The organism is Psychrobacter sp. H29 (assembly GCF_059073055.1).
Genome location: NZ_JCACRY010000001.1, coordinates 2,947,140 through 2,968,015, shown reverse-complemented (window position 1 = coordinate 2,968,015; position 20,876 = coordinate 2,947,140). Strand labels below are relative to the sequence as shown.

19 protein-coding genes are annotated in these 20,876 nt (G+C 42.8%); 8 read left to right on the top strand and 11 right to left on the bottom strand.

Translation table 11 applies throughout. From position 1 onward, the window contains the following. Window positions 1-338 precede the first annotated feature (338 nt). Window positions 339-1,715 carry a dicarboxylate/amino acid:cation symporter gene (locus tag AC5JP1_RS12145; protein ID WP_319050933.1) on the top strand — a complete coding sequence of 459 codons (1,377 nt, stop codon included), beginning with the start codon at window positions 339-341 and terminating at the stop codon, window positions 1,713-1,715. Between the two features lie 96 nt (window positions 1,716-1,811). Here the strand turns inward: AC5JP1_RS12145 and AC5JP1_RS12140 are convergent, their stop codons facing one another. Continuing rightward, window positions 1,812-2,567 (bottom strand): TSUP family transporter, encoded by a 756-nt coding sequence (locus tag AC5JP1_RS12140; protein ID WP_319050934.1) that lies wholly within the window; start codon window positions 2,565-2,567, stop codon window positions 1,812-1,814. 477 nt (window positions 2,568-3,044) lie between these two features. Between AC5JP1_RS12140 and nhaA the strand changes: the two genes are divergently transcribed. After that, the gene (nhaA, locus tag AC5JP1_RS12135; protein ID WP_493844288.1) at window positions 3,045-4,247 is read left to right on the top strand and encodes a Na+/H+ antiporter NhaA; all 1,203 of its coding nucleotides are present in this window, start codon (window positions 3,045-3,047) and stop codon (window positions 4,245-4,247) included. A 442-nt stretch (window positions 4,248-4,689) separates the two neighbouring features. After that, window positions 4,690-6,030 carry an oxygenase MpaB family protein gene (locus AC5JP1_RS12130; protein ID WP_493844287.1) on the top strand — a complete coding sequence of 447 codons (1,341 nt, stop codon included), beginning with the start codon at window positions 4,690-4,692 and terminating at the stop codon, window positions 6,028-6,030. Window positions 6,031-6,194: 164 nt separating this feature from the next. Here AC5JP1_RS12130 and AC5JP1_RS12125 read toward each other — a convergent pair whose 3' ends face one another. Next, the gene (locus AC5JP1_RS12125; protein WP_493844286.1) at window positions 6,195-6,929 is read right to left on the bottom strand and encodes an NUDIX hydrolase; all 735 of its coding nucleotides are present in this window, start codon (window positions 6,927-6,929) and stop codon (window positions 6,195-6,197) included. Window positions 6,930-7,274: 345 nt separating this feature from the next. Here AC5JP1_RS12125 and AC5JP1_RS12120 point away from each other — a divergent pair, with 345 nt between their 5' ends. Next, complete coding sequence (locus tag AC5JP1_RS12120) at window positions 7,275-7,838, top strand: NUDIX hydrolase (protein ID WP_443525621.1); 564 nt, start codon at window positions 7,275-7,277, stop codon at window positions 7,836-7,838. A 71-nt stretch (window positions 7,839-7,909) separates the two neighbouring features. On the opposite strand, the gene AC5JP1_RS12115 is transcribed toward AC5JP1_RS12120, so the two are convergent. Then, window positions 7,910-10,990 (bottom strand): insulinase family protein, encoded by a 3,081-nt coding sequence (locus tag AC5JP1_RS12115; RefSeq protein WP_493844285.1) that lies wholly within the window; start codon window positions 10,988-10,990, stop codon window positions 7,910-7,912. 346 nt (window positions 10,991-11,336) lie between these two features. On the opposite strand from AC5JP1_RS12115, the gene AC5JP1_RS12110 reads away from it, so the two are divergent. After that, window positions 11,337-11,798, top strand: coding sequence for a universal stress protein (locus AC5JP1_RS12110; protein WP_443525619.1), 462 nt, complete (start codon window positions 11,337-11,339; stop codon window positions 11,796-11,798). Between the two features lie 141 nt (window positions 11,799-11,939). Continuing rightward, complete coding sequence (locus AC5JP1_RS12105; RefSeq protein WP_057761630.1) at window positions 11,940-12,401, top strand: universal stress protein; 462 nt, start codon at window positions 11,940-11,942, stop codon at window positions 12,399-12,401. 96 nt (window positions 12,402-12,497) lie between these two features. Here AC5JP1_RS12105 and AC5JP1_RS12100 read toward each other — a convergent pair whose 3' ends face one another. Next, entirely contained in the window at window positions 12,498-13,433 is a 936-nt protein-coding gene (locus AC5JP1_RS12100; protein ID WP_493844284.1) for a LysR substrate-binding domain-containing protein, read from the bottom strand. 246 nt (window positions 13,434-13,679) lie between these two features. Here AC5JP1_RS12100 and AC5JP1_RS12095 point away from each other — a divergent pair, with 246 nt between their 5' ends. After that, window positions 13,680-14,804 (top strand): YeiH family protein, encoded by a 1,125-nt coding sequence (locus AC5JP1_RS12095; RefSeq protein WP_493844283.1) that lies wholly within the window; start codon window positions 13,680-13,682, stop codon window positions 14,802-14,804. Window positions 14,805-14,993: 189 nt separating this feature from the next. Here the strand turns inward: AC5JP1_RS12095 and AC5JP1_RS12090 are convergent, their stop codons facing one another. From AC5JP1_RS12090 to AC5JP1_RS12080, 3 genes are all read right to left on the bottom strand, one after another. Further along, window positions 14,994-15,203 carry a cold-shock protein gene (locus tag AC5JP1_RS12090; RefSeq protein ID WP_045453470.1) on the bottom strand — a complete coding sequence of 70 codons (210 nt, stop codon included), beginning with the start codon at window positions 15,201-15,203 and terminating at the stop codon, window positions 14,994-14,996. 232 nt (window positions 15,204-15,435) lie between these two features. Continuing rightward, a complete protein-coding gene (locus AC5JP1_RS12085) occupies window positions 15,436-15,858 on the bottom strand; it encodes a YbaN family protein (protein ID WP_443525616.1) in 423 nt (140 codons plus the stop codon). 343 nt (window positions 15,859-16,201) lie between these two features. Then, window positions 16,202-17,149 carry a DUF2971 domain-containing protein gene (locus AC5JP1_RS12080; protein WP_493844282.1) on the bottom strand — a complete coding sequence of 316 codons (948 nt, stop codon included), beginning with the start codon at window positions 17,147-17,149 and terminating at the stop codon, window positions 16,202-16,204. Window positions 17,150-17,790: 641 nt separating this feature from the next. On the opposite strand from AC5JP1_RS12080, the gene AC5JP1_RS12075 reads away from it, so the two are divergent. Next, the gene (locus tag AC5JP1_RS12075; protein ID WP_493844281.1) at window positions 17,791-18,687 is read left to right on the top strand and encodes an ABC transporter substrate-binding protein; all 897 of its coding nucleotides are present in this window, start codon (window positions 17,791-17,793) and stop codon (window positions 18,685-18,687) included. Window positions 18,688-18,770: 83 nt separating this feature from the next. Here AC5JP1_RS12075 and AC5JP1_RS12070 read toward each other — a convergent pair whose 3' ends face one another. From AC5JP1_RS12070 to AC5JP1_RS12055, 4 genes are all read right to left on the bottom strand, one after another. Next, window positions 18,771-18,896 carry a hypothetical protein gene (locus AC5JP1_RS12070; protein ID WP_493844280.1) on the bottom strand — a complete coding sequence of 42 codons (126 nt, stop codon included), beginning with the start codon at window positions 18,894-18,896 and terminating at the stop codon, window positions 18,771-18,773. A 214-nt stretch (window positions 18,897-19,110) separates the two neighbouring features. Further along, window positions 19,111-19,581 (bottom strand): hypothetical protein, encoded by a 471-nt coding sequence (locus AC5JP1_RS12065; protein ID WP_493844279.1) that lies wholly within the window; start codon window positions 19,579-19,581, stop codon window positions 19,111-19,113. Between the two features lie 62 nt (window positions 19,582-19,643). Beyond that, window positions 19,644-19,841, bottom strand: a complete 198-nt coding sequence (locus AC5JP1_RS12060) for a TerD family protein (protein ID WP_493844278.1) — start codon at window positions 19,839-19,841, stop codon at window positions 19,644-19,646. Window positions 19,842-19,993: 152 nt separating this feature from the next. After that, entirely contained in the window at window positions 19,994-20,869 is an 876-nt protein-coding gene (locus tag AC5JP1_RS12055) for a hypothetical protein (RefSeq protein ID WP_493844277.1), read from the bottom strand. Between the last annotated feature and the right edge of the window lie 7 nt (window positions 20,870-20,876).

Genomic DNA, 20,876 nt, shown 5'->3' with positions numbered 1-20,876 from the left:
TCGTCCGATATCCGATATAAAAGCTCGATGTTTAGCCAGCCTCAAAACTCTTTCATAAATATTTTGTTTCATATGAGAAACAAACGGTTTAGAATAAATAATGATTATTTTATGGGCACATCGTTGTGAAAATTATCATCGTCTCAGAATAAAATGGTAAAAAAATCTTGCAGTGCCCTTAACTATTCTTTTATATTGTCCCCGAAAACGTGACATCAAGCGACAATCATAATAACTTAATAGTCATAACACGCATTATAGTTAGGTAAATAAACACGATCATGAGCTCTGAGTGATTGCTGACTATAGCGCTGTTGTGCACACAAAGGATATGAATTATGTGGAAGAATTTGGGACTGACGGGCAAGATTATTGTTGCCATGGTGCTTGGTATTGCACTGGGTTTATTTTTAAACTATTCGGGATTGAATGGCGAAGGTGGGTTTGTTAATACCTATATCACTAATGGCTTTCTTGCCATTATCGGTAAGCTATTTGTTAACTCACTAAAAATGTTGGTCGTACCATTGGTACTTATCTCACTGATCTGCGGTGTGTGCGGTATTGGTGATATTCGTCTATTAGGACGTATCGGTACCAAAACATTTATGATCTATATGTTCACCACCGCGCTTGCGATTGCAACAGCGATTGGACTGGGTTCACTATTTGGTATTGGTAAAGGCATGAACATTGGTACTGATGCGACTTTTGAAGCCGCGTCAGCACCGCCTTTACTTGATGTATTCTCAAACATTGTCCCATCGAACCCTATCAGTGCGATGGCCAATGGTGACATGTTATCGATTATCTTCTTTGCGATTTTGATCGGTGTGAGCATCTTGATGGTTGGCAAGCCTGCCAAAGGTTTGGTTCAGAGCCTAGAGCTTATTAATGAAGTCATCTTGAAGATGGTGACGATCATTATGAACCTAGCACCTTATGGTGTGTTTGCACTATTGACCAAAGCAATGGCAGAGCTGGGACTAGACTTGATCTGGTCACTACTTGGTTATGTTGCGGTATTGGTTGGCTCATTAGCATTCCACTTTTTCATCACAATGATGATTGTACTCAAAGTCGCATCAGGTCTATCTATCAAGACCTTTTTGGCAAAAATGCGTGAAGTACAGATCTTTGCTTTTAGTACGTCAAGCTCGAACGCGACGATTCCTATTACGCTGCGTACCGTTACCAAGCGTATGGGTGTTAATAACTCAGTTGCGTCGTTTACCGTTCCTTTTGGTGCCACCATCAACATGGATGGTACTGCCATTATGCAAGGTACTGCGACCATTTTCATTGCCAATATTTATGGTATTGATCTGGGCGTGACTGAATATCTAACCGTTATTTTAATGTCGGTTCTTGCTTCTGTTGGTACAGCTGGTGTGCCTGGTGTTGGTCTCATCATGCTGTCTATGGTATTTGCTCAGGTTGGTCTACCAATCGAAGGTATTGGTCTGATCTTGGGTGTGGATCGTATCCTTGATATGTTACGTACCGCTGTAAACGTCGGCGGCGATGCTGCTGTTACGACTATCGTAGCAAAATCAGAAGGCAAAATGGATTTGGCTATCTACAATGATCCTAATGCTGGTGCAAAAGACGTATTCGATGGTCATATCGACGAAAACAACGAGCGTGAATTCTCTGAAGTATTCAGCGATGGCATCATGGGTAGTGAGTACGATGACGTAGATCGTCGCCGCTAATCACACCTATTGGATAAATAATGTCATAAAAAAACCTCAGTCACCCATGCACATGGACTGAGGTTTTTTTGTGATAGATAGATTTATTATTTTTATTTAGCCAAAAACATACTTGGTCAGCATGGCCAAACATACCACGACAATCATCGGACGAATGAGCTTGCTGCCGCCCTTTACCACCATATGTGAGCCAAAATACGCACCAATAGTTTGACCTACCATCATCGCCAGTCCTACTTTCCACAGGACATTACCGCCCAAAATAAAGAATATGAGTGAGCCGATATTGGTAGATAAATTCAATACTTTTGCGGTACCTGTCGCCTCGATAATCTGTCGCCCACGCAGTGCTACATTGCCAAGCGCAAAAAACATCCCTGTACCTGGACCAATATAGCCATCATAAAAACCAATGAGTGGCGCCACAATCTTTTGCCATTTACCCTCTGAGATGCGCGGTGCGGCTTCTACTTCCCCAAGCCTAGGCGCAAACAACGTATAAATACCGATAGCCGCAATCAAAAAAGGAATCAGTTTTTCGAGTAAATCTGGTGGCGACATCTGCACCGCGATGGTACCTATGACTGACCCGATAAAAGCGGCAATAATCGCCACTTTTATACGCTGTGGTTTAACGACTCCTTTTTTGATCATGGTAATAGAAGCTGCAAGCGCACCTGAGGCCGCTTGGAGCTTGTTTGTGCCTAGCGTGAGTACCGGCGGGATGTTAGCCAGTAGCATGGCAGGTATGGTCAGTAGTCCACCGCCCCCAGCAATAGCATCAATAAATCCTGCCAATGCTGCCACCGCAGTGAGCATCAAAATGATCTCTAATGAGAATGTTAAATCCATAACGCTGACCTGCAAAATATCGTAAGAAAAAAGTGAGCTTGAAAGATGAGGCTAGTATGTCACTGATGTGAGGCTACTAGAAGTCAGACAATTGAATAGTTGAAATCGACAAGGGAGCCGGGACAACCTCGTAAAGCGTCGATCATTATAGAGATAAAACTGCAAAAAAAGCCAAAAACCTACCAAAGTCTGCTAAATTTGTTTAATAACGACTGGGGTATCCTTTATAAAAGACCTTTTGTTAAAAAGATTTAACGACTTACAACTATGTTGCTCAGCGTATCACCTTTATAATGTCACTATAATGAGTACAACAAAGTGGGCTAGCAGGTTTGTTTGGGCGTATTTTGTTGTCTATATCGATAAGAGTATGAGAAACTGTTGCTGTCTATTTGCTACCCTCGCATTGTTGGTAGCGCAGACATTGATGGATATTTGAGGTTATTTAGTAAATTGTATTTAGCGAATGAGGATGATATGGCAATACGAAGGATTAAGGCATTTTTTGAATTTGAGGCAGCGGGCGGTATCGTCTTAGCATTGGCTGCCGTTGCTGCAATGATCATTGCCAACTCCCCTCTTCATGTGTGGTACGAAAGTTTTATTCACGCGCCCGTTGCGATTCAGATTGGTGATTTTGCTATTGCCAAAGATGCGCACCACTGGATCAATGACGGTCTTATGGCGGTTTTCTTTTTCTTAGTTGGACTTGAGCTCAAGCGTGAAGTACTCATCGGTGAGCTGTCTAACGTCAAGCAAATCATCTTGCCAGCTGGTGCAGCATTAGGTGGCATGATCATGCCGGCGGCGGTGTACATACTTTTTAATCTCAATGAGCCTGAGTACTGGAAGGGCTGGGCAATTCCTGCTGCGACCGATATTGCCTTTGCCCTGGGTATTCTGAGTCTATTAGGTAGCCGTGTACCCAACTCCCTAAAGGTGTTCTTGGTCTCTATCGCTATTTTTGATGATATTGGTGCGATTTTAATCATTGCTCTATTTTATACTAGTGAGCTGTCATTGGAGTCATTGGCAGTAGCCGGTCTATGTCTGCCATTCTTGTATCTGCTCAATCGTCGCAATGTGACCAGTATTACGCCTTATCTGCTTATCGGTATCGTTATGTGGATTGCGGTACTCAAATCAGGTATCCATGCCACATTGGCAGGCGTGGTTTTGGCCTTATTTATCCCTATGTTTGACCGTACTGATCCTGAGCACTCTCCATTAGAGGAGCTAGAGCACGATCTCCATAACTCTGTTGCCTTTGGTATTTTGCCAATATTTGCTTTTGCCAACTCGGGGATATCACTCGAAGGCGCAGGTCTTGCTGAGCTATTCCACTCAGTGCCGCTAGGTATCGCTGCAGGCCTGTTCATCGGCAAACAAGTGGGTGTTATGGTCATGTGCTGGTTAATCTTCAAGCTTGGTCTATCAACCATGCCAAAAGGGATGGACTATAAGCAAATATATGGCGCTGCATTATTGTGCGGCGTTGGCTTTACCATGAGCTTATTCATTGGCGGCTTGGCGTTTGCTGGTGATACAACGATGTTTGATGAGCGCTTGGGTATCATCATGGGTTCTATCGTCTCTGGTATCGCAGGTTATATCATGCTCAAAGTGAGCTTAAAAGACAATGCCAGCGGCACGTCGGTCGACTTGACCCGCTCTCATTAATATCAAAACGAGCGACTTATGAGCCTTTAGCTTATAAGTCGTTTTTTATTATGTACAGGTCGCTTGTTATCGTGGATAGATATACTGCAACCAGCTGACTCATAAAACCTCAGTAACTATCTATTAAATGGCTATCTATTAAACGATAAATTTAACAGCGGTCAAAGGCTTGTTAAGGATTATCATACAGAAATCGATAAGCTAAAAAATGGCTCGAATTTCGGTCTTGCTAGCTAAAAAACGCTTGTGCAACACTGCTATCACTATTGGATGAAAGGCACTATACCAAATATCGTATCAAACACCATATTAAGCAGACGCAAAGACAGCTGGATGCATCAATTCGGTTTTATGAGGGATCGCTATAGACGGATTTGATGTTGCAGATATTAGATCTATAGCTAAATCAAGCTATAACTTAATCATAAAGGCACTTGATCATATGAGTAAGAAAACCACCAATACTGCAAGTATCTCTACACAACCTCATCATCAATCAAAAGAATCCTATCAGCGTCATGGGCGCACCACCGCCATCAATGATCATAGTGATTTACAGGTTTTAAAGCGGATCAAACGGTATCTATTACCGAAAGATTTTAAAATCTCGCCTACCCTACTTGATGAAATAGTTGCCGGCTACGATATTGGTGACCCGCTTGCAGATGCACTAGCCGCTGAGAACATTCGTTTTGCAAAGCCTTTGCAGCAGGCTATTCTTGGTGACGATATATCTGGTGATCACTTAGCCCATCCCTCATTTAGTACATTAGCCGAGCAGTTCAGTACACATCCTGACTGGTTCGACCCCAAACTTGCTCAGATTGGTGCAGTTGCTTACAGACGCTATCCATTGATGCTCATTTGGCTACTGCGTAATGTGGCACTCATGGCAGGCTATAGTATTCCCGCCCTATCATTGCCACTGATTCAGACTGGCGCACTGATGCACGATGCACTGCCGCGACTCATGCGCACCTATGCCTATATCTTGGCCGTGTCTGAGCATCCGCAGTTAGATGTGAGTACGCGTAATCATCATAACGCTATTGATCAAGTATTGGCCATCGGCTCTGAGGGCTGGCGACAGTCCATCAAAGTACGTCAAATTCATACTTTGGTACGTCAGAACTTACTCAAAGGTAAGGGCAATGCCGCGACAGGTGTGATACCAAATGCTGACCAGCATCATAATCCTGATGGCAGCTGGAACACCGATTATTGGGGCGTGCCCATCAATCAAACCGATATGATTGCCACACACTTACAGTTTTCTCTATTGATTATGCGCGGTCTACGTCTGCTGGGTGCCCGTATCAGCACCGAAGAAGCAGAAGGTATATTACATTTATGGAATCTTGCCAGCTATTGGATGGGCGTTGATTTAGATCGTCTGCCAAAAGATGAAGCAGCCTGCTGGGAATGGCTCTATACCTACCTATCCATTCAGCAGCTTGATTTTAAGATGGGGCAGCCACTCGCAAAAGCCTTGCATGATTTACCCCGTCAGCTCATGGGCGAGGACAATCGTCGTGGGCGGTTTGTGGAGATGGTCAACGCCAGTGTGACTCGTACCTTAGTCGGTGATGATATTGGCGATGGCTTAGATTTACCAAAATCAAAAATACGTTTTGGCGTATTGTCTTCAGTGCCTATTTTGTTTGCTCTAGATACCGCGCGAGGACACAACAAAAACATTGCCAATAAGTTAGAGGCGTTCCGTGCCAAACGTCAAGATAATATGAACTGGTGGCTCAAGAAAAACGACGATTACTATAAATAAAGCGGTCTATAAAACTCTAAATGATTTATCACATATAGCAGCCGTACTTATATAGTATCCGTACTTATATAGTAGCATTTAGATAGTAGTACTTAGATAAGCAGCCCTATTTAAGTAAACACTCGTGAAGGAATGCTTTTGATGCTATAAATCTAAATGTTATATTATCGGTTGTTGTCCACGCGGTAATACCACTCTAACTGTCGATCGAACCCTGTCTCTAGCAGGTTAGCTATGACACGTCCTGTCAGCCCCCACACCGTCTCACCATCGACTTGCCAGCTCGGCGTCAATAAAGTCGCTATTTGATCTTGCATTTTATACTCTACCGCATACTCTACTGTGGGCTGAGTGACCAACGACTCAAAGTCCGCCCAAAAAATACGTGATATCTCTCCCACTTCGGGTACCAGTACCAAGCCTGGCGCAATAAGCGCAACGATAGGGCGTACACTCATACCGCTTTTGGACGTTTGGATAGGCAACTGTCCAAGCAGTTGGACTTTGTTGGGTGGTAGTGCTGTTTCTTCACAGGCTTCACGCAGTGCTGTGACGACATTGTTACCATCGCCTCGATCATGTTTACCACCCACGCAAGACACCTCACCCGCATGACTGTTCATATGGGCGGCGCGGCGTGTTAATAGCAGTTTTGGTTTACGCTCATGAGTGATCGCGACCAGTATTGAGGCGTCAGCAATCGGTGTCTGGTACAAGCTATCTAAAATGCGCGTGCTGTGCGAGGTGTTGTGCGCTTCATACATCGCTGGGCTGGTCAGCGTGTTTAGGGTCTCATGTTGCACACGCTCAGCCAATTTTCTGAGTGTGGGATGTCGTATAAAGCTCGGTACAGCGACTGATAGGTTATTGAAGTTTACAGTCTCTGGAGAAAGTAACATTATAATTGCCTTGTTTTTTATCGTAATTTCGCTTTATCAAAAGCGTTTTCGCTTGTTTAATTCTAGCTTATCGCTGACTATCACTAATCAAAAACATAATTAGTGGCTATCGATACATCTGTTTCACAGTCCAAAAATAGCAGCTAAGAACATTTATACCAGACTACAGCATACTTATCAGTGAAATGATGCGTTACTGTTATCTTGATTCTGTATGCTAATAATATGTGCTATCTTAAGATCACAGCTGTTTCTTAAAATAATATCTTACAGCATCTCAAAATATAGGCCTTACAACCTACAAAAATCACTATGCATCATAACTTTTCTAATAAGGTAGTCGATATGAGCTATTGTCTCCAATGCGGTCATAAAGCAGAACGAAAAATCCCACCTACAGACAATATGCCGCGCTTGGTGTGCCCTAATTGCCATTATATCCACTATGAAAACCCAAAAGTTATCTGCGGCTCACTAGTGGTACATGAAGATAAAGTACTGCTATGCAGGCGAGCGATTGAACCTCAATATGGCTTATGGACCATACCTGCAGGTTTTATGGAAAATGGCGAAACCATGGCTGAGGGTGCAGCACGCGAGAGCTACGAAGAAGCTGATGCCACCGTGATACATCCGCATCTATACTGTGTTTACGACCTGCCAGATATTGGACAGATTTACTCGATTTATTTGGGAAATCTAAAAGACGGTGCTTATGGTACTGGTTCAGAGAGCCTTGAATGTGCGCTATTTAGTGAAGAAGAGATTCCATGGGACGAGCTAGCTTTTGAAGCCATCCGCCGCACCCTAAAGAGCTATTTTGCTGATCGCAAGCAGTTCGACGAATGGTCCGACTTCCCAGTTCACCAAGAAAAAATTGGTAAGGATTTGAGTATCAAGCGCTATTAATTCATATACTAAATCACAAAAAGCCAAGCATGATGCTTGGCTTTTTTGTTATTGATTAAAGCATTGCTGATTTAGCTCTTAATTTTGCAAACCTCAAAGCCTAGACCTTTTACCGTCTCTTCTTTGTCATAAGGGGCTAGCACTGCACGTACGTGATTTTGACCCTGCAGATATTGCTTGGCAACCCGCTGCAAATCATCAATGGTCACGGCTAAAATCGCAGCACGCATCTTACGCTGCCAGTCAGCACCGCGATGATGTAAGTTGGCAAAGCATGCTTTGATTGCTTCCCCTGCAGGAGAGCCTGGCTTATCCATACCTGAGATAATCCCTAAGATTGCCTCTTCTAACTGCTCATCAGTTTGTGGCTCGTTTAGTACCCACTCGATACTGGCCTCAAAGTGCTCAAAAGTCTCTGCACACTGCGGATCGCGGTAACTAAAGAACTTGAACGCACATGCATTGGCGTCATAGCCTGCACCGCCGCCATACGCACCGCCACGCTCACGAATCGCACTGTGCAAGTAGCCGTTACGTAGATAAGGTGCTAATACCATCAGAGCCGCAGTATCAGGATGATCAGCCGCTGGTACCGTATAGGCGCTAGCATTATGATAGACGTTGGTTGGCACCAGCCACGCTAGATCTGCAACATCGAGCACATCGTTTTTAACATCATCGCCACTCTCTAATGCCTTGACTGCGTCAGTCTCACCATTTAAAGCGGTAGCTAACTGCAGATTTGCAAACTCACTAGGAATATTTGCTTCAGTATCAGTTACTTTTGCAGCAGACATTGCTGCTTGGCTATCTGTCCAGCTATCGATGATCAAGCTGCTCAAACGTTCTGTTTGCTCGGCTTCACAGATAATAACGGCATGCTTAGGCAAGCTGATTAAGCGTTGATGTAAGTCCATCAAGCTGGTTGCCAACTGATCCCACTGCGCATCATCCGTACTCGCGTGCGTCAAGAAATCTTTGAGCGCATTTAGTGCTGGTAGACCACTACGCACATACTCTAGCTGCGCTTGACGACTCATACCGCGACTGGCAATTTGCATCGCATACGAGTGACCAGAGCCTGCTAGGTTTGACTGCCAGCTGGCTTGACGCTGCTGTAGAATCTCTTTGATGCGGTCATGCTCAGTAAAGATACTGTGCTCCATGACTTCTTTGAGCAAATCAATCGCTTCAGGTTTGCGATTGAGCGCACGTGTTGCGACCACAAAGTAGCTACCGATGGACTGACTGTCATCAACATGGGTTCGTTGACTGATACGTGCTGTCACACCTGATGAGTGCGCAGCTTGCTTGGCTTGCATTTCATGGGCACTGAGCGAGTCAGTCCCTAGCTCAGACAGCAAACTTAGATAGATCGGCAGCAATGGATGATTGATGACATCATTCACTGGTAGCTCATCGGCGCTCGCGTTACCAATCGCCTCAGTCAACGGTACGATCACTTGGTAATAATACAGACCATTGGTGCCTGCTTCGTACTCAAATAAAGTACTGTCTTGCCCACTCAGGCGCACTTGTTTTTGTTTGCCTTCTTTAAAGCTAATATCCGCTGGTACGTCTTCTAGACCTACCTTTGGTAACAGGCTCAAATCATCGGGCGCGGCTTGACGCGCAGCCAAATCCAAGGCTTGTTGCTTCAAGATAGCCTTGTCATCAGCAGTCAAATCCATCGCTATGGTATCAAGGCGAGTCTGTTCAGCTGCTGCTAGACGGGCGGTTTTTTCGCTGTCAGGGGTCATCGTCACACGGACTCGATGCTGATTGTCTAGTAGATGCGTTTTGATCAAATTCGGTAGCCACTGCGGATCGACGACTTGCGCGCGTAGCCACTGTAGATGCTCGTCTACTTCCCATACATCGATAGGATTGCCATCGTGGATAGCGGTGCTAAAGCCTTCTAGCATAAGGTTTAGACCATAAGGCACGCTATCACCACCAATATGGCGCTGATCAATCTCAATCTGATGGAGGATGGTTTCGATGGTCTCATCATCGACTGGCGTGCTTGCCACTTCGGTCAGTAGATCGATGATACCTTGCTCTACCGCTTCGGCATGCTCAGGGTTAGAACCACGCAGACCGGTATAAAAGACCATTTCGTAATGGCTGTCATCAAGTCCCAACAACGGACTTGGGGCTTTACCCAGTGGGTGACTGTCAAGATAAGCACGTAGTGGTGAGCCTGAATGCTCAATCAACACGCCTTCCAGCAGACGTAATGCCAAGCGCTGCTTTGGATCGGTAATCGATGGTAATAACCAAGCGACCACGTGATGGGTCTGATCTGGACCGGCTTCGTCAGCAGTATAAGTATCGACCGCACTGATTGGCGCAGACAAACGCTGCTCTGGGCGTGATACGTGCTTTTTGCCTGCTTCGAACTGAGTCAATGCGTCGTCATGTATTTTTGCTTGTGTCTCGGCGACAGGGATATTACCAAAGCTCATGATGACACTATTTGACGGATGATAGTGACTCTGATGGAACTCGGTCAGCTCAGTGTGCGTCAAGTCAGGAATCTGGGCAGGATCACCACCTGAATTATAGTGGTACGTCGTCGTTGGGAATACATGATGCGCCACCGTATGATAGAGCTGATCAATCTCGCCACTCATAGCACCTTTCATCTCATTAAAGACAATGCCTTTGAACTGCGGTTTATCGTCTTCGTCCAGCTCTACACGGATGCCTTCTTGGGCAAAGTCGAGCGGATGAATGTTAGGAAAAAAGGACGCATCAAGGTATACAGACAGCAAATTAAAGTAGTCGTTTTTATTTTGCGTGGCATAGGGATAGGCTGTCCAATCTGCCGCGGTCATCGCATTCATAAACGTGTTCAATGAACGTTTTATCATTGAAAAGAACGGATCACGTACTGGGAATTTCTTAGAACCACATAATGCGACGTGCTCTAAAATATGCGCCTCGCCTTTTGAATCCATTGGCTGAGTACGAAAGCCGACTAAAAACGCATTTTCGTCACTTGGATGCGCGAGATGATAATGCATCGCGCCTGTTTTTACATGCTGACTGATCAGCACATCCATCGATAGCGCCTCAATGTGGCGATGCTCGAGCAGCTCAAATGCTGGATGCAGCGTTAAATCCGCAGTAAATGGGGTATCAGTCATAGTTATCCTTATCGCTTACAATGCGTATAGTGCCCTGACTATCAGGGTAAATAAAATGGTAATAATTATCGATATATCAGTTATAAAAAGTGGCTAAAAAAGTATTGGCTTAGCGCTATTAGTGGGGCTGCGGCATCGATAAGTCAAGTCGACTATCACGCAATAATCTATGAGATCGAACTCAGCAATCCTCTACATATTAAAACAGCCCTAGCAAAACACAAAGGCAACAATAACTATAGATAAACAATGGTTGAGTCGCTTAACAAAAATAGCCTGTACTGCTACTATAAAAGTGGCTATTAGAAAGTGACTATTAGAAAGTAAACACCAAAAGGAGCCACTTATGAGCTATCAACACATTTTACTGGTGACTGACTTATTATCTGATGCCGACAAGGTCGCTCTAAAAACCAAACGTATCCTTGCAGGCTCGCCTGAGGCTAGGTTATCTGTTCTGCATATTGTTGAAGATGATATGGTGCGCTTCGGTTACGAGCTTGTACCTTCATCTAGTCTTTCGGGCGATTTCGATGGCGAAAAATGGCAAGAAGCACGCGCTAAACTGGCACGCTTCCTTGAGTACAATGAGTTAGAAGCCGCCAACTCTGAAGTGACCGCTGCTATCTCTAACAGTAAAGGTATCGTTAACTACTGCAATAAAAAAGAGGTCGACTTACTCATTATCGGGCGGCATGACCGTCAAGGTATCGCCGCTTGGTTGGTGCGCGCGACCGCCGATAGTATATTGCCAAACATCTCTTGCGACAGTTTGGTTGTCAAACTGAGCGAACCCGTATCGGAATAAGCAGTGTATTGAGCCTTTGGTTTGATAAATATTAATACACCTGAACTCATATTACGGAGAGCCTCAAAGATAGACAAGCACCACTTAACAGCGCTCTATAGTAGTGCTATAGTAAATACTATCTGACATGAGGAAGACGCTATGAGTTACGAACATATACTACTGGTCACTGACTTACTCTCTGATGCGGATATCGTCGCGCAAAAAGCCAAGCGTATCGTTGAAAACCGCCCAGGATCTAAGCTATCGGTGCTACACATCGTAAAAGATACGATGGTTGGTTTTGGTTACGAGCTGGTACCCGCCTCCAGCCTATATGATGAGATTGACGATGAGCGTTGCCAAGAAGCACGCGCTAAGCTAGCACAATTTTTAGAACGCAATCAGCTGAACGCGGCAACGTCAGAAGTTACTACGGCGATCTCTAGTAGTGAAGGTATCGTCAGTTACTGCCACAAACACGATGTAGACCTATTGGTCATCGGTCGTCATAAGCGCACTGGTATCGCGGCATGGATCAGTGGCGCGACAGCAGATAATATCTTGCCCAATGTGCCTTGCGATAGTTTTGTGGTGAGACTAGACAAGCCTGTCTCGGCATAGCGTTGAGCCACAATACTCTGATATGAGGGGCATCTATAATTAAAAGCGCAGCGTTGAGATAGACGCTGCGCTTTTTTATGGTTTACTTTCTCTTATTCACCTCTGCTGAATAATATCTATAAAGGTTTGCCAAATGGGACTTTGATGTCTTGCCTTGTGCCAGACCAGCCACCACGTCCGTGACAAATCGATCCCTGTAACATCGACTCTTACGAGCGCCCCTGTCACAAGTTCTGTCTCAATCACATGCTGCGATAGACAGCCAAGTCCAATATCTGCACTCACCATATGTTTGATGGCCTCTGACTGATGTATGGCCTTAACCACTTCGGCATTGGGCAGATATTTTAGCAGCTGCTCATCGATAATCTGCCGTGTGCCCGATCCTGCCTCACGTACCAATAACGGCAACTGCTCGAGCTGCTCAATAGTCAGATTATAGCAATCCTCATCTTGGTGATATATGGCGATATCCTTTAGCCACTTGCTATCACGTTTGGCAAATATCATCAGCGTATCTGTTCGCCATTCGCGCAGCTCAATGGCTTTCATATCTATCGGTCGCGGCATCCCTTCTACTAGCGCAATGTCAATATTTAACTGCTCAACCTCACCCACGACCTCTTGTGTATTGGCAATATACATATCGACATTGGCATCTGGCAGCGCCTCATAGAGCTTACCAAGCAATGACGGCAGTACATAGTTACCGATTGTGGTACTCGCCCCAATATGAATCTGTCCTGCTTGGTACTGATGATAATGCTCAAGCGTGAGTGACTGCCCTAGGATGGCTTGCGCCTGTACATAAATAGGATGCGCATTGGGGTGTTGATTGAGTCTGCGACCAACCCGCTCAAACAATGGCATCTGTAGTCTAGACTCAAGCTCTGTCAGCGCACTACTGACCGCTGACTGTGATAGATGTAATGCTTCACTGGCGCGGCTGGTACTCCCTGTCTGATAAATACTGACAAAAACCGCGAGCTGCTTGAGCGTAATCTTTGGTAATGTTTGCACAGATTTTTTCATAACATCGATGGCCTTGCGTCAGTTTTTGAATGCTCTTATAGGCTAAGTATATTTAGTGTGTAGCAGCAGCCTTTTATCAATACTTTTGAAATTCAACACTCTCAACATTCAATACTAAAAATACTGTAACCTAAAAAATCGATAGTTTATATCTTATTAATCTGTTTTTATTATAAATGTAGTGGGCATATACTGTCTACTCATAAGCTCATGCTTGTCTTACTATCAGTAATAGGGTGCAGCATCATGCATACACTGCTCCAATTCATCAGCAGCTCAGCTCATAACTACGTCCCGAGCCAACGTCACTTGGCAGGTTTGGCTGTGGTATTGATCGGTAGTTTGTTCTGCTTATGGTTGGATAGCAGTTTAGATGTGTGGTCGAACGGGCGCATTATTGGCTTGTCATCCTTAATGCTTGCGATATTGCTTGGTATGGTATTAGGCAATACTATCTACCCCAAATTCACTGAACGTTTAAACGGCGGCGTATGCTTTGCAAAAGGTCAGATATTGCGACTGGCCATCATGTTTTATGGGTTTAAGCTGACCATGACACAAGTAGCAAGCGTTGGTATGCCAGCGATTGCGACCGATGCGCTGGTACTGACGTCTACGTTTTTATTAACCTACTGGCTAGGTACTAGATGGCTAAAAGTCGATAAAGAAACCGTAATTCTGATTGGCTCAGGGGCAAGTATTTGCGGCGCCGCTGCCGTCATTGCAGCAGAGCCAGTCGTCAATGCCCAAGCACACAAAGTCACTATCGCCGTGGCAACGGTAGTGGTTTTTGGTACTATCGCGATGCTACTCTACCCTTTTCTCTATCATCTTGGCTGGTTACAACCTTGGCTGAGTGCCCAGCAGTACGGGATGTACACTGGCTCTACTGTACACGAGGTGGCACAGGTCGTGGTCGCTGGCAATGCCATCAACACCGAGATTGGTGACACTGCTGTTGTGACCAAGATGATACGCGTCATGATGCTCGCGCCTTTCTTACTCGTGTTGTCTTTTGCGCTAACCAAAGATCGCACCGTAGATAATGCCACTACAGAAGATAAGAGCAATAAGAACGAGACAGCATCATTTATAACCCGCGTCAAACAAGTCAAAGTGCCATGGTTTGCGTTTATATTCATTGGTATTGTATTGATACATACGTGGGTACCGATGCCTGAGAGTATCGTGCGCAGTATGGTGATGCTAGATGATGTATTACTGACGATGGCGATGTTTGCGTTAGGTCTGACCACACATCTAAGCGCGATTAAGCAAGCTGGTGTCAAACCTCTAGTCTTAGGCGCAGTGATGTTTGGTTGGTTGTTGCTGGGCGGCGGTCTGATCAATATCGGTATCAGCTTAATATAAGAAGTCGATTTTATATTTTAGCGGCTGATATTACTTTCTATATCACAGCCCAAAAACAACACCGCCAACTATTCACACAGTTGGCGGTGTTGTTATATCTGTCATTTGATATCAAACAGCAGACGAAAAAAAACGAACCCGAAGGTCCGCTTTTCTACATCTATTCATCTATCTGTCTATAAAGACAAATTAGATAGCAACGATGTTATGTGCTTGTGGGCCTTTTTGGCCTTGAGTTACAGTGAACTCAACTTCTTGGCCTTCAGCCAAAGTTTTGAAACCTGAACCAGTGATTTCGCTGTAATGAGCAAAAACGTCTGCGCCAGTTTCTGGAGCGATAAAACCGAAACCTTTAGCTTCGTTGAACCACTTAACTGTACCTTTTTGAACGTCTGACATAGTATAATCCTACTTTTAAATTTATTAATGGTCTAGTGACCGGTAACGCTTGCAAATAGCTACTGAACGATAAATATTAAAACGAAGGATTATAACTAATACTACGAGGTAATGATTTGGTGCAGAACTGCTCTTAAGCTTGGGCGTATTATAAGGGGTACATCCTAGTATCGCAAGCCTTATCTCATCTTTCGTGTAACTAGCGCCATATTTGGTACAAATTGCAACAATTTTAGGCGTTTGGCAGACGGAATAAATATATCGCGACCCCGCTACAGACAGCGGCTACCAGCCATGCTATCCACATCATATCCGTAGGCAAGCGATAAAATAACATAGCGGTTGATGCTGCCATCATGACCGTTGCCAGACACTTGGCATATAGAGGAACGGCATGGCTCTCCTCCCAATCGCGTACAAACTTACCAAAATACTTGTGATTGATCAGCCAAAAATGAAAGCGCTTAGAACTACGCGCCCAACAGCCTGCTGCTAGTAGTATGAATGGTGCTGTCGGCATAACCGGCAATAAGATACCGATAATGCCTAAAACAAAAAATATCCAGCCGAGCGTCACAAACGTCCAACGCATCATTGGGCTTTTGGATTGATTGGTCTTTGGCCTATGATAAAACGCTTTTTTATTATTGCTCATGACAGCCGTATCGTATGGTTAGCAGGTGAAATACAAAGAACGACATCAATCAACGCGATCATCTATCAGCGCTATCGATATCAATCTAGATGAGCATTCATCATGCCTTAGACACTATAGGCACACAAGATTACTTTTGCGTCTTTAGTTTGTCTTTTGTTTCATATACCGAGTCGTTTTCAGAAAAAACCGTTAATGAGCTCATTAACCGTAAAAACCGCTCACCATTGAATGATGAGCGGTTTTTTATGTCTAAAGGGCGATTACTTTTATAAGATCGAATGCGTCTCAATGCTCGAATATCTGTAAGATTGTATTATCTGCCCTCGTACGGGCCGATCCTTTATATTTTCCTTAATTGACACTCTGATTCACATATCTCAAAATCCAAATTATACCGCCCTCTTAACAGCTCGATCCCCTTTCGTCTGAGGGTCGCATCGTCTGTCGGCGATATGATCACTTTGGTAATGCTCTTTAGATCGATATGGACAGGAATATACGGAACAATCACGCCTGATTTTGAGCGAAACTTAATCGATTTGTCATGCTGATTAATTACCGTCAGTATCAGTCTTTTTTCTTTCTCATCAGAGAATTGTGGGTTCCTTATCAGCGCAAACTCTGTTAGCGCCTCAAGTATAGAAGAGAACAGTAAGTCAGCGGTCGCATTATATCTATACTCCGTGCCTGTCTTTCTGACCGCACTATGCTCCCTAATACTGCGCACGTTATTGACCAGTGCTTGTTTTCTATTTAAGAACACCTCTCTTATTTTATGCTTATCAAAATACCTTTTTATACTATTGGAGTAACTATAGATAATACTATCGAACCTGTGATGCGCTTGAGAATGCCGATTGAATTTATTGTATTTAAAACCATCTGACAGTACGTGCTCATCGAACTCTATACAGATACCGTCATTGTGTTCACAATAAGAAGTCCACTGTCTCAGATAGTCTTTGTTATGTGTAAAAGAGGTGATATAAAACTGCTGACTGAGCCCCACCAGCATCTCTAGCAGATAGTTGGTGAGCGACATCTCTACATCCTCATCCAGACTGTAGTGGTCGGTAGATATCTCCTGCAATCTTTCGATAATTTTTTGATAGTCCTGCGACATGGACTCAAATAACTTTTCGTCTTTTAGATTCTTTCTGACGTAATCAATACCTTTTTTCATTTCTTGATAATCATTCAAAAAAAAGATATTGGTCGCCCATATGCTTGAGTCATTGACTATACCCAAAAATCCAGCGGTACTCGTATAGTGATAGACTTTACTCATAACTTAACTCATTAGGTCTCACGTATAGATGACAGAGCATTTCTAGCTGTAATAATAAATACAGACAAACCTTGTCGTTATATTCGACTTCAGTTTACTAATCATACCTTTTTTTGCCAATATTTTCGATCGCTTATCAAAGGCATAACATATAACAACTGCACAAAACATACCAACTCATGACTCAATCCAACACCTTGCATTACCGCTCATAGGTCGTCTATGATGAGGCAATAGCTATATGGTAATAACCATCAGTAGTAGCTATTTGGTAAAAGCTATCTACAGTAGCCATTAGCGGTACTGATTCAGTAGCGCCACTACTTAAGAATACTGTAATACCACTCAATCTTGTCGGGGTGCTTTGATTTTGACGTTTTAATGCCGTCAAAACCATCGCTGAGAGACACCCGTGAACCTGAAGCAGTTAGCACTGACGTAGGAAACAAGCATGACATACCTTATCGTCTATGGATAAGGAACGTAAATAAGGAACGCAGATAAGCGATATGGATAAATGAGGTACCAATCAATACCCATACGCCTATCATATGTAGATTTTGCTTTTCTTGTTTCGCCTTTCATGTTGTATTTGAACAGCATCAGTCTGATTGTTTTCTATCATTAAAAAGGAAACAACCATGCAATCGACCACCAAACTGACCCTCACTCTCGAATGGTTCTTAAACCCTGATCACCTGCCCTTTATCGCTGGTGTGACCACGGGCGCATACGAGCAGGCAGGGCTAGATATCACTATTATCGAGCCTGATGACCATTATGATGGCTTCGCTGAATTGCAGAACCAAAGTATCGATCTGCATGTGAACGAGCCTATCCATCTGTTTGAACATTACGCACCTAATCTGCGAGCACTAGGCTGCTTTTTTGAGACCGATGGTGGCATATTGATGCAACAGTCAAGCATGGATAAGCTAAAAAACAATCAGCCTATTCGCATCTGTACCCCTGCGGCTGAGGAAAAAACCAATCTTATTGGCTTTGAGATATTAGCGCGCTATGCCAAGAAAAACGGCTTTAACATCAGCCGTGATAATGTGAGCTTTGTGCAAAAAGACTTTTATCATATAAAAAACCTGCAAGAAGACCCAAGCCTAGATGGTGCATGGCTATGCTTTTATAACTTTGAAGGCGTTGAGGCGACTCATGAAGGGTTGGACTTTACGTTTATCGATCAGCATCTGTCACCTTATCCGAACTTTTCGGCGTTAGAAATCCTCACGACGGATGAGATCTATAGCGCGAAAAAGGACGCGATAAATACCTTTATCCAAGTGACTAATCAGATGACGGAACTGTGCAAAAACGAGCCAGCCACAGCCCACCGTATGTATTACGACTATAGTAAAACCGAGGCCGATACGTTGATGGATGCGATCATTGATAATACGCTGGGCAGATTGATCACGCCAATCAAACCAAGTACGAGTAAGTGGGAAGAGCTACGCGAGATGCTGGCAGAGATCGATATCGTAACCTTGACTGATGAGCAGTATCAATCGCTGTGGGCGCTGTAGAGGTTAAACGATTTTGATGAATAAAAAACCGCCATGGTTTTGCTGTGGTGGTTTTTTAGGTTTTAAATAAGAGCAACGTTAAACTAATATAAGAAGCTGATATCCATCTCTATCTTACTTTGGCGAGTGAACTTGAGCGTGATGGGTGCGGTGTCGTCAATAGCAAGGTTGCTTAAAGGCGCGCGTTGTCCGACGGTGAGATGGTTCATGGTGCTCCTTACGTTAGCGTATTATTCCTTTAAAGATAATAGACTAATTACTGACATTAAAAAACCGCTAAAGCCTGTGCGGAAGCGGTTTTTTACTTTAGCTAAGCAGGCAACTTAATGCTATTTACTAAGAATGAATAACCATCTAATCAAAAATACTTTAGAGATATTATGCGAATTTGCACAATACTTTATTTCCATATTAGATAACTAATTAGCCAGAATGTTTCTTTTTCATCCAATAATAACCTATTCCAAACCTAACTTCATGAGCATGACAAATATAAACAGTCTGGCATAGCGTACATCGACATTCATAGTTAGTTTCAGGATAAGAAACATGCTGGACTTTCTGTAATATTTCTATCAGCCCCAGACTTTCTTGCCCTTCTGGTGTAGGTTTAACATATCCATATTTTGAACATCGACAAGCACCTTCAGCAATATCATTTAGAAAAGTATTAAGCTTATCCATTGAACCTAAGACGTATTGCCTTGAACTATCTTTTGGCCACGTTTCAGTCTTTTGAAGAATCTCAAATTTATTAATATGTTTTGCTATCTCTTTTAGAACACTCATATCTGAGATATTTATTATCTCATAAGCATTTATCTCACTAGGAATAAGTAATTTATCATCAAATGTTTTATTTTTTATGGATTGTATAATGTCATCAGTTTTCATAATTAGCTCTACTGCTTACACAGCTACCTAGTTAATATTAACGCTCATTCATTTTTCGTCAACTAATTATATTGTAAGGTCGGCTGATTATAAAACACCATGTAATCATCATTGATCAATTTGCCCGCTGCATCTAACGCAAAGCAGCTGATGTTTATCTCTATTGGGCTCTGACATGTGAATTTGAGCGTGATTGGCGCGCTGTCGTCAATAGCAAGGTTGCTTAGAGGCGCGCGTTTTCCGATGGTGAGATGATTCATGGTGTTCCTTACGTTAGAATAGAATTCTTTAGAAAAAATATAACGTGTTTTTTTATATAAAGAAACCGCTAAAAACTAGATTATTAGCGGTTTCTCTATATAAACTAAATTATAGGTAATGATGAATTGCGTTCACACCTTTAGTATAAATCTTAACTACTAACACTCAGATTTTTCATCATCCCTAAAGAATGCAATTTTTTGTATAACTCAAAATATTCAAAATTATTAATAGAAAAAGAAATCCTTAAACTACTCTCCAACTTATCAGAATTATGATTTTTTCCTTCAAAACATTTTGATTCTTTTAGAAAAATAGCTAATAATTTTGTAAAGTCGTGCCCACAACATACTTGCTCTAACTGGAATTTTTCATCTTCCATCTCTAATATTTCTGTTCTGAATACTTCTATACTCACTTTACCATTTTCTGATCGCTGTATTAGCTTATGTAATAAGATATCTAAATCTAGAACCAGACTTTCATTTTTAAATGTAATACAATCATCATAGCTTATGTTTTTAAATTTGAGATCATAACTATTTACGTAGTTCAGATATCTAATTTTACCTAATTCTTTACAGACCTCAAAAATTACTGACTTCAGTTTATTAATATTCATCGAGTCATTTTCAATTGAATGATCTCTGTATTCATTAAACAGTCTATCGAAAGATTTTGATAGTATCATCATAATTTCCATATCGTGAAAGTCTGTAATATAGATATTATTTCTTTCTCTTTCATCTTTTTTATCAAGAATATGATCAAAATCAGCATCTGCTACAGCATGCATAAAATGCTTGTTACTCACTTGAAATCCGTTCATTACCTTTAATACATTATCTTTACCTGTGACAGACCTAACCTTAACTTGTTCTTCATTGATAAAATTTTTAAGTAATTTAATATCTGTTTTGCCTTCGATAATTAAATTTTTTCTTTTTCCATCTGGGTGATTGAAACTCATTAGAATAGAATTTATAATATTTCTAGGCTTATTCGATGCTTCTTTGATTGAACTCATTTTTATG